Below are 9,498 nucleotides of genomic sequence, written 5' to 3'. Positions count from 1 at the left end.
GGTGAAGACGAGCCCGGCCCAAAGCAGCGTGCCCAGTGACTCCCACATCAGTTGCAGCCAATGCTCCAAGGAGAAGCCTTTCAATCAATAAGAGAATGCGTCCGGAGGTGACCCCGGACGCATCTTTTTCACAATTTCACGTTTCTGCCTATTCCCTTACTTCGAAACGTCCTGTCCGAAGTATTTCTGCGAGATCTTGGCATAGGTGCCGTCGGCCTTGATATCGGCCAGCGCCTTGTTGATGGCGGCCTGCAGTTCCGGCTCTCCCTTGCGGATGATGACGGCGGAATAATCGGCATTGGCCTCCTGGGCGACGATCTTCACCGGCGCGTCGGGCTTGTGCTTCTTGAAATCGAGGAAGGAGAGGCTGTCGTTGATGGTCGCGTCGGCGCGGCCGGTCAGCACCAGCTGGATCGACTGGTCGAAGCCGTCGGTGCCGACGAGCGTGGCGCCGGATTCGGTGGCGAGCTTGCCGAAGTTGCTGGTCAGCGACTGCGCCGCCTTCTTGCCCTTGAGATCGGCGAAACCCTTGATCTCGGTGTTGCTGTCCTTGACGATCAGCACGGCCTTGGAGGCGATGTAGGGCTCGGAGAAATCATACTTCTTCTTGCGGGCATCGGTGACGCCGACTTCGTTGATCACTGTGTCGTAGCGGTTGGCGTCGAGGCCGGCGATCAGGCCGTCCCACTTGCCTTCGAGGAACTGCGCCTTGACGCCGAGCTTGGAGGCGATCGCCTCGGCGATCTCGACATCGAAGCCGGTCAGTTTGCCGCTCTCATCATGAAAGGTGAAAGGCGCATAGGTTCCTTCCGTGCCGACCTTCAGCACGCCGGCCGCCTGGATCGCCTTGAGATTGTCGCCGGCATGGGCCGGCAGGAGGAAAGCGGCCTGCACGAGGGCGGCAGCGGCAACAGTCTTCAACCAGTTCATCGTCTTCTTCCGTTTCTGGAGCGGTTTCATTCAATGTCGCATACATCGCAGAAAATTTGCACCGCGGAAGCGTAGAAAACTGCAAGATAAAGCGGCAATTGCGAATATTTTTCTCAGAGGAGGAGGGGTGGCGATTTTGGGGGATGTGGCGTGGCTCTCGTTGTCGCGCGTACTCGCAACCGTCAAGACTTTCATTGTCCGTGTTACGAGGACCCAGCCAGTCGAAAAATATTTTTAGAAGGTCGCTACTTGATCTTGAATAGTAGCGCAGACATCACCTCAAGCCGCCGCCGCCCGCCGCTTCATCCGCTCGCTGATAATGATGATGAACCCGGCGCTCAGGATCAGGATTGCGCCGATAAATGTGTTGGCGCCGGGGATGTCGCCCCAAATCAGGTAGCCGAGCAGGAAAGCCCAGACGAGCGAGGTATATTCAAACGGCGCAAGCACGGAGACGGGCGCCTGGCGCATGCCTTCGAAGAGGGCGAGCTGGCCGGCGCCGGCGATGATGCCGGTGAGCGCCAACAGGACGATCTGGAACGGCGTCGGCGTGTGCCAGTGGGCGATCGCCATGCCGGCGGTCAGGATGATGAACAGGATATTGGAGACGGCCATCTGGATATGGCTCTTTTCGTGCAGCGCGGTCTTGCGCAGGAGCACCATGCCACATGCCCAGAGGACGGCGGCCTGCAGCGCCAGATAGACCGGCCAGGAGATCGACAGCCCCACGGGATTGGAGGCGATCACCACGCCGCAGAAGCCGACGCCGACCGCCATCCAGCGGGCGACGGTGACCTTTTCGCGCAGCACGATGGTCGCGAGGATCGTGCCGACGATCGGTGCGGCGTAATAGAGCGTCGTCACCTCGGCGAGCTGCAGGTAGGAGGCGGCCGAATAATAGGAAATCCAGGCGATCAGGATGATGATGCTGCGCAGGATCATCGGCTTGATGATCGGCGAGCGTGCTACCTTCCGGACGAGCGACGGGCCTTCGAAGACGAAGCAGCCGGCTAGGATGGTGCAGCTTCGGATGAACAGGACCTGCCAGACGGGAATGGAGGCGACGAGCAGCTTCACCGCCGAATCGTGCGCGGTAAACAGCATGTAGGCGAACACCGTAAGCAGGATGCCATAGCCGATGGAGTTTTTCACGGGGATGCACCAGAGGATGACCCGACTTTGGGCCGGCCGAAGAATCTTTCAGGTTTAAAGCGATAGGAGTCTAATTTTACGCCGTCAATAGAGCTTTTGGTCCGGGTGACGCCGTCAGGCGTTATTTATTCGGGGTTGTGGCGGCATCGTCTCCGCTTTAACAGACGGAGACGAAATGTGACTGTCACAGCCTCTTTCGATCGTTGAGATTTCAATCGATTTAAATAGACTGCGATGCCGATCTGGAGGAGTTTTCATGGACAACGGAACGAGATTGGAGGGTTTTGAGGCCCGTCGAAGCGGATTTTTCACAAAATCGCGCGCAGCCGTTTCGCTGATGTTCCTGCTGAACGGCTTCATGGTCGGCTGCTGGGCGCCGAAAATTCCGGAGTTCGCCGAGCGGCTGCAACTCACCAAATTCGAGCTCGGACTGATGATCCTCGTCTTCGGCGTCGGCTCGCTCGTCATGATGCCGCTCGCCGGCGCGCAGATCGCCGTGCGCGGCTCGCGCGTCGTCGTGCGTGCCTTTGCGGTGCTGCTGCTGCCGATGATTCTGGCGCTGACGCTCGCGCCTAATATCTGGACGGCGGCCATCGCGCTCTTCCTGTTCGGCGGTTTCATCGGCGCCATGGATGTGGCGATGAATGCCAATGCCGTTTCAGTCGAAAAATCCATGCGCCGGGCGATCATGTCGTCCTGCCATGCCTTCTGGAGCCTAGGCGGCCTTTTGGGCTCGGCGATCGGCGGGCTGCTGATTTCGCGCTGGGGGGTTCTCGGTCATGCGGAGGCTTCGACTGCTATTGCCGTGCTGTTCCTGGTCGTCGCCTGGCCGATGGTTTTCGGCGATCAGCCGCATCCCGACGAGGCCAAGCCGAAGGCAAAGATGCCGATGATCCCGCTGCCCTGGCTGCTCGGCATCGTCGCGCTGTTCTGCATGGTACCGGAAGGTGCCGTGCTCGACTGGAGCGCGCTCTATCTCGGCCAGGAAAAGGGCGCGTCGGTGGCGCTCTCCGGCTTCGGCTTCGCCGCCTTTTCCGCCACCATGGCGACCATGCGCTTTGCCGGCGATTTCGTCCGCGACTGGCTCGGCGCCGTGCGTACGCTGCGCGTCTGCACCATCTTCGCCATCGTCGGCATGCTGACTGCCGCACTTGCGCCAAACGCCGAGGTTGCCATTCTCGGCTTTGCGCTCTGCGGCATCGGCATTTCCAACATGGTGCCGATCGCCTTTTCCGCGGCCGGCAATATTCCCGGCCTGCAGCCGGGCATCGGCATTTCGGTGGTCACGACGCTCGGCTATTCCGGCATGCTGGTGGCGCCGTCGGCGATCGGCTTTGCCGCCGAGCATGTCGGCTTCTCGCCGGTCCTGATGGCGCTGCCGGTGCTGCTGCTCGTCGTGCTCGCCTTGTCGTCGCTCGCGCGCTACGCCGATGGCATCGGAGATATCAAGCATTAATTTCGTCGCTTTTGCCCGGTAGCGGGTAGGCGCCGTCCGATCAAAAGGATCGCCGCAGCGGTTGACAACGACCGCTTGGTGATCCACCTGAAAGGCACCCATTTTCGAGGCCTGCGAGAGCTTTCCATGTCGTCCGCCACCGATTTCGATCCGAAACCGCGCCGTTCCTCCGTTGCCGTCGATGTGGGCGGCGTGATCGTCGGCGGCGGTGCCCCCGTCGTCGTGCAGTCCATGACCAATACCGACACGGCCGATATCGATTCGACCGTCGCCCAGGTCGCCGCCCTCTACAAAGCCGGCTCCGAGCTGGTGCGCATCACCGTCGACCGCGATGAAAGTGCGGCTGCCGTGCCGAAGATCCGCGAGCGACTGCTGCGTCTCGGCATGGACGTGCCGCTGATCGGCGATTTCCATTATATCGGCCATAAGCTGCTGGCCGATCATCCGGCCTGCGCCGAGGCGCTGGCGAAATACCGCATCAATCCCGGCAATGTCGGCTTCAAGGACAAGAAGGACAAGCAGTTCGCCGAGATTATCGAGATGGCGATCCGCTATGACAAGCCGGTGCGCATCGGCGTCAACTGGGGGTCCCTCGATCAGGATCTCTTGACGGCGCTGATGGACAAGAACGCCGCCGAAGGTTCGCCGCTGTCGGCCCGGCAGGTGACGCGCGAGACGATCGTGCAGTCGGCGCTGATCTCCGCCGATCTCGCCGAGGAAATCGGCCTGCCGCGCAACCGCATCATCCTTTCGGCCAAGGTCAGCCAGGTGCAGGACCTGATCGCTGTCTACTCCATGCTGGCAGAGCGTTCCGACCATGCGCTGCATTTGGGCCTCACCGAAGCCGGCATGGGCTCGAAGGGCATCGTCGCCTCGTCGGCCGCCATGGGCTATGTGCTGCAGCATGGCATCGGAGACACGATCCGCGTTTCGTTGACGCCGGAGCCGAATGGCGATCGTGCGCGTGAAGTGCAGGTGGCCCAGGAGCTGCTGCAGGTCATGGGCTTCCGTCAGTTCATCCCGGTCGTCGCGGCATGTCCCGGCTGCGGCCGCACGACCTCGACGGTCTTCCAGGAACTGGCGCAGAACATCCAGAACGACATCCGCAAGAACATGCCGGTCTGGCGCGAGAAGTATCCGGGCGTGGAAGCTCTGAACGTCGCCGTCATGGGCTGCATCGTCAACGGTCCGGGCGAAAGCAAGCATGCCGATATCGGCATTTCCCTGCCCGGCACGGGCGAAACCCCGGCCGCCCCCGTCTTCATCGACGGCCAGAAGGCGATGACGCTGCGCGGCCCGAACATCGCTTCGGATTTCGAGGCGCTGGTGACCGACTATATCGAAAAGCGGTTCGGCCAGAAGACTGTCGCGGCGGAGTGATCCGCCGCATACATTGGTCTAGATGTTGCTGGTCAGCAGCTTGATGCCGGCGAAACAATAGAAGCCGGCCATGACGCCCTCGATCCAGCGGCGTGCATTGCTGTAAATTTTCAATGCATGCGGCGTCGAAAACAATACGGCGTAGCCCATGAACACCAGGAAGCCGGTGACGCCGCAAATGGCAATGATCAGCACCGCCACGGAGCCGGGCGCGCCCTGGGGCATACCAAGCGCGATGATGGCCAGCCAGGCGAAAATCGCCTTCGGGTTGGTGACGTGGATGCCGTAGCCGCGCAGGATCAGCGATTTGAAGCCGGGCGTTTTCAGGCCTTCGGCGTCGGCCTTCAGGTCTCCGTTCGAGCGCACGGCGCGAAACGCCTTGTAGGCGAGATAGAGCAGATAAATGCCGCCGAAAACCTTCAGGAGCTCCAGCGCCATCGCATAGGTCTGCAAAAGCGTGGCAAGGCCTGCCGCGGCAGCTGTCGCCCAGGTCAGCGAACCGCCGAAAATGCCGAGCGAGATGGTCATGCCGGCCTTGCGGCCATGAGTCATCGAGGTGCCGATGATGGCCATGATGGCGGGGCCGGGACTGATGACGGCAACGATGTAAGCGATATAGGCCGGCAGGATTTGCGGCAGGTAGGCAAGCGTTTCGCGCATGGAGGCTATTCCTGAAGCATTGGCGCGACCGTGAGGAATTCCGCGTCTACTGGCCAATACGGCACGGAAATGTGTCATAGAATGCGGCGGAAATCACCCGACGCAGCAATGGATTCTTGTGATGGTGACATTCCATAGCTGAATGGGTGGTAGAGGCAGGCACCCGTCCGAGCGATGGCAGATGCCTATCGCTATCCCGGTTTGAAGGTCAGTCGCCTGCCATCAAGCAATACCGTAGGGAAGTCCTCGGAATCAGCTCTTGCGGTTCGCGACGAAGCGGGCGGTTTCCGTCAGGACGTCAGCCTTGCCGCCATAGCCGGACAGCAGATCGGCCGCTTCGTTCACCAGCTTCGCGAGTGTCGCTTCGGCCCATTCCTGCCCATGCAGGGCGACCAGCGTGCCCTTGCCGCGGGCGGCATCCTTGCCGGTTGCCTTGCCCATGGTGGCGGCATCGGCGGTGAGGTCGAGCAGGTCGTCGGCGAGCTGGAAGGCAAGGCCGATCTTTTCGCCGAAGGCCCTGAGGCGCCTGCGGTCCTCGGCTGAGGCGCCAGCGATGATGGCGCCGGCCTCGCAGGCGAAACGGATCAGCGCGCCCGTCTTCATGGCTTGCAGCGTGGTGATGCCCTTTTCGTCCGGCGCCTCTTTTTCCGCCGCGAGATCGAGGGCCTGGCCGCCGGCCATGCCGCCGATGCCGGCGGCGCGCGACAGCGCCAGCACGAGCCCGACCTTCCGCTCCGCCGGCAGCTCCGTTTCCGGAGCGGCGATAATGTCGAAGGCATAGGTCAGCAGGCTATCGCCCGCCAGGATCGCCGTGGCGTAATCGAAGGCGATGTGCACCGTCGGCTGGCCGCGGCGCAGATCGTCGTCATCCATGGCAGGCAGGTCGTCATGGACGAGGGAATAGCAGTGCACGCATTCGAGCGCCGCGCCGACCCTAAGCGCCGCCTCGGCATTGCCGCCGAGAAGAGCAGCCGATTCCATGACGAGGAAGGGTCGCAGCCGCTTGCCGCCGTTCAGGACCCCGTGACGCATCGCGCTCAAAAGCTGGACAGGGCGGACGATCTCGTCGCTGAAGCTGGCGTCGGCCAGAAGCCCGCTCAGCATGGCTTCGGTCTTGCCGGCATTGTCTTTGAGACGCTGTTCGAATGAGGAATGGGTGCTGTCCATGGCCGCTGTTTGGCATGAGAGGCGGTTGCTGGCAACGGGAATTGTCAACGGCCGGTGGGGAATCACGCCGCACTCTGGTCATCGCTTTGTGTAGACGGTATGACGGGATGCAGCATCAGAGCGTTTCCCGGATGCATTAAGGGGTTGTACCGGGATGGAGCGATCGTGGACGTCAGGCACTTGGACATATCGACTGATCAGGAGGAGGAAGCCGAAGTGCCGCAACGGTCCTCCCTGTTTGCGCGCTTCGGGGCAAGGCCGCTTTGGCAGCGCATCGTCCTCTTGCTGATCGGCGTGCTGTTGCTGCCCTATCTCCTCATCGTCGTTTATCTCGTGCCGTTCATCCATCCCGTTTCCACCCTGATGATCGGCGATGCCGCCACCTTTCAGGGATACGACCGCCGCTGGGTTCCGCTGGATAAGATCGCGCCGGTGCTGGTGAAATCCGTCATGGTCTCCGAGGATGGGCAGTTCTGCTACCACGGCGGCGTCGATTGGGGCGAGATGCGGACCCTCGTCCAGGAGACGATGCGCGGTAAATCCACACGCGGCGGCAGCACGATCCCGATGCAGACGGTGAAGAACCTGTTTTTATGGAACGGTCGCTCCTTCGTGCGGAAGGCATTGGAATTGCCGCTTGCGGTTACCGCCTCCACCGTTTGGTCGAAGCGCCGGATGATGGAACTCTATCTGAATGTCGCCGAATGGGGGCCTGGCATTTACGGCATCGAGGCGGCGGCGCGCTATCATTTCAAAGTGCCGGCTTCCAGACTTACCGCACGTCAGGCGGCGCTTCTTGCCGTCTCGCTTCCCAATCCGATCGATCGGGTGGCGAGCAGGCCCGGGCGAGGGCTCGGCCAGCTCGCCTCGCTGATTCAGCGTCGCGCGCGGAATGCCGACCCATACATCAAATGTCTTTATGATTGAGATCAGAACTTGTCGTTCGATCGGCTTGTCGTCATCTGGCATTCTTGGCCATGAAGTAAGGGCGGGCGTGAACCAGTCGAAAAACTCTTTCCCTTCGGGTTCCGGTGCTGAAAAGGAAGCAAAAGATCATGGACAAGCTGATCCTCTATATCGGCAACAAGAACTATTCCTCCTGGTCGTTGCGGTCGTGGATCGCGTTGGAGGGGTGCGGCGTTCCTTTCGAGGAGGTGCTGATCCCCTTCGATTTTCCGGCGGGCAATCCGCGCATCCGCGAAGTTTCGCCGACGGGCAAGGTGCCGATGCTCGTCCATGACGGCTTCAAGGTGTGGGAATCGCTTGCCATCATCGAGTATGCGGCCGAACTTTTCCCCGATGCCGGACTTCTTCCGCGGGATCGCCGGGCGCGGTCACTGGCGCGGTCCTACAGCATGGAGATGCTTTCCGGTTTCAGCGCTCTGCGCAATGCCTGCCCGATGAACATGCGCCGTCCGATCGCCCGCCGCGACCTGCCCGATGGGGTGATGGAGGATGTGGCGCGCATCGAGACCATCTGGCGCGAGGCGCGAGCCTTTTCAGGCGGCCCTTTCCTGTTCGGGGAGTTTTCCGGAGCGGATGCGATGTTCGCTCCCGTCATCAGCCGCCTGGAGCGGTATGACATACCGGTTGCGGCGGACACGCGGGACTATGTGGCGGTCATGAAGGCGCTGCCTGCCTGGCAAAAATGGGAACAAGCCGCATTGCAGGAAGCATGGACCGTGCCGGAGGATGAGGATTGATTCGGTCTCGAATATTCGGGAATCGCGCGCGGCGGGCAAAAAATGCTATTAGGGACTGGTCAAAGCCCGGCAAGCCATGTATAAGCCCGCCCAATTTCCGAAATTGATGCATGTCTGTTTCGGCCGCCTTGCTGGCCGCGGATATGTTTCGTCCGCACATGGAGTAAAGAGAATGGCTGTACCGAAGAGAAAAACGAGCCCGTCCAAGCGCGGTATGCGCCGCTCTGCCGACGCGCTGAAGGCTCCGACCTACGTCGAAGACAAGAACTCCGGCGAATTGCGCCGTCCGCACCACATCGACCTGAAGACCGGCATGTATCGCGGCCGTCAGGTTCTGACGCCGAAGGAAAGCGCATAATCCAGCGCTGCCTTGATGGCATGAATAAGAGGCTGGCGGTTCGCCGGCCTTTTCTGTTTGTGGTTTGCTGGGTGGGTCAAAAGCTGGCCTATTGGCATGCCGAAAGTTTGACACCCCCCCTCTGTCACTTCGTGACATCTCCCCCACACGGGGGAGATTATTGGAAGTGTGTCGCCCGCCCCAAAGTGAACTTACAAGCACGCTTCAGCAGATGGGTTGACGAGTGAGGCAAGAGTGCGCCGCTAGTTGCCAATCTTCCCCATTGTGGGGGAGATGCCGCGAAAGCGGCAGAGGGGGTGAAAACTCTCCATGAACGCACAAGCAGCTTTTCAGCGCCGTCTTATCTTACAAACTATCCAGCTTGTTCTGCATGGCGCGGAGCTGTTCCTTCAGCTCGTCGATGTCCTTGGCTTCGGCCTTGCGGCTTTCCTTGGCCGCCGGCTTCATGAAGGGCGAGAACATCTGCATGGCCTGCTGGAACATTTCGGTATTGCGGCGCACCTGCTCCTCGACCATTTGCATGGGCAACTGCAGGTTCTTGCCGAGCGGCGTCTCGCCGAAAGCGCGATTGATCTGCTCGCGCATCTGGGTCTGCTGTTCCGTGAAAGCGCGCATGGAATGTTCAAGGAAGCTCGGCACAACCATCTGCATCTGATCGCCGTAATAGCCAATAAGCTGCCGGAGGAATGAAA

Annotated in this window: 10 protein-coding genes; 5 read left to right on the top strand and 5 right to left on the bottom strand. The window is 60.9% G+C overall.

The genetic code is table 11. The annotated features are described in order from the left end of the window. Positions 1-156: 156 nt before the first annotated feature. Together Q4Q11_RS29110 and Q4Q11_RS29105 are read right to left on the bottom strand one after the other, a co-directional pair. The gene (locus tag Q4Q11_RS29110) at positions 157-930 is read right to left on the bottom strand and encodes an amino acid ABC transporter substrate-binding protein (protein ID WP_498571644.1); all 774 of its coding nucleotides are present in this window, start codon (positions 928-930) and stop codon (positions 157-159) included. A 279-nt stretch (positions 931-1,209) separates the two neighbouring features. Further along, positions 1,210-2,082 carry a DMT family transporter gene (locus tag Q4Q11_RS29105; RefSeq protein WP_498571643.1) on the bottom strand — a complete coding sequence of 291 codons (873 nt, stop codon included), beginning with the start codon at positions 2,080-2,082 and terminating at the stop codon, positions 1,210-1,212. Positions 2,083-2,338: 256 nt separating this feature from the next. Between Q4Q11_RS29105 and Q4Q11_RS29100 the strand changes: the two genes are divergently transcribed. Together Q4Q11_RS29100 and ispG are read left to right on the top strand one after the other, a co-directional pair. Next, positions 2,339-3,538 carry an MFS transporter gene (locus Q4Q11_RS29100; RefSeq protein WP_113222345.1) on the top strand — a complete coding sequence of 400 codons (1,200 nt, stop codon included), beginning with the start codon at positions 2,339-2,341 and terminating at the stop codon, positions 3,536-3,538. A 126-nt stretch (positions 3,539-3,664) separates the two neighbouring features. Next, positions 3,665-4,918, top strand: a complete 1,254-nt coding sequence (gene ispG / locus Q4Q11_RS29095) for a flavodoxin-dependent (E)-4-hydroxy-3-methylbut-2-enyl-diphosphate synthase (RefSeq protein WP_498571642.1) — start codon at positions 3,665-3,667, stop codon at positions 4,916-4,918. Positions 4,919-4,936: 18 nt separating this feature from the next. Here the strand turns inward: ispG and Q4Q11_RS29090 are convergent, their stop codons facing one another. Next, positions 4,937-5,578, bottom strand: coding sequence for a LysE family translocator (locus Q4Q11_RS29090; protein ID WP_498571641.1), 642 nt, complete (start codon positions 5,576-5,578; stop codon positions 4,937-4,939). Between the two features lie 252 nt (positions 5,579-5,830). Beyond that, positions 5,831-6,745: a polyprenyl synthetase family protein gene (locus Q4Q11_RS29085; RefSeq protein WP_498571640.1), complete on the bottom strand. Its 915-nt coding sequence runs from the start codon at positions 6,743-6,745 to the stop codon at positions 5,831-5,833. A 99-nt stretch (positions 6,746-6,844) separates the two neighbouring features. Between Q4Q11_RS29085 and mtgA the strand changes: the two genes are divergently transcribed. The 3 genes from mtgA (at position 6,845) to rpmF (ending at position 8,806) form a co-directional block, all read left to right on the top strand. Beyond that, entirely contained in the window at positions 6,845-7,672 is an 828-nt protein-coding gene (mtgA, locus tag Q4Q11_RS29080; protein WP_498571639.1) for a monofunctional biosynthetic peptidoglycan transglycosylase, read from the top strand. A 128-nt stretch (positions 7,673-7,800) separates the two neighbouring features. Continuing rightward, a complete protein-coding gene (locus Q4Q11_RS29075) occupies positions 7,801-8,448 on the top strand; it encodes a glutathione S-transferase family protein (RefSeq protein WP_498571638.1) in 648 nt (215 codons plus the stop codon). Positions 8,449-8,620: 172 nt separating this feature from the next. Then, positions 8,621-8,806 (top strand): 50S ribosomal protein L32, encoded by a 186-nt coding sequence (gene rpmF / locus Q4Q11_RS29070; RefSeq protein WP_003543812.1) that lies wholly within the window; start codon positions 8,621-8,623, stop codon positions 8,804-8,806. A 345-nt stretch (positions 8,807-9,151) separates the two neighbouring features. On the opposite strand, the gene Q4Q11_RS29065 is transcribed toward rpmF, so the two are convergent. Continuing rightward, positions 9,152-9,498, bottom strand: a 347-nt coding sequence (locus Q4Q11_RS29065) for a PHB accumulation regulatory domain-containing protein (RefSeq protein WP_498571637.1), incomplete at its 5' end; no start/stop codon positions are given.

The organism is Rhizobium sp. UFLA01-1127, from assembly GCF_059803845.1.
Note: the sequence above shows the minus strand (reverse complement) of the source record. Positions and strands in the feature narration are given on the sequence as shown.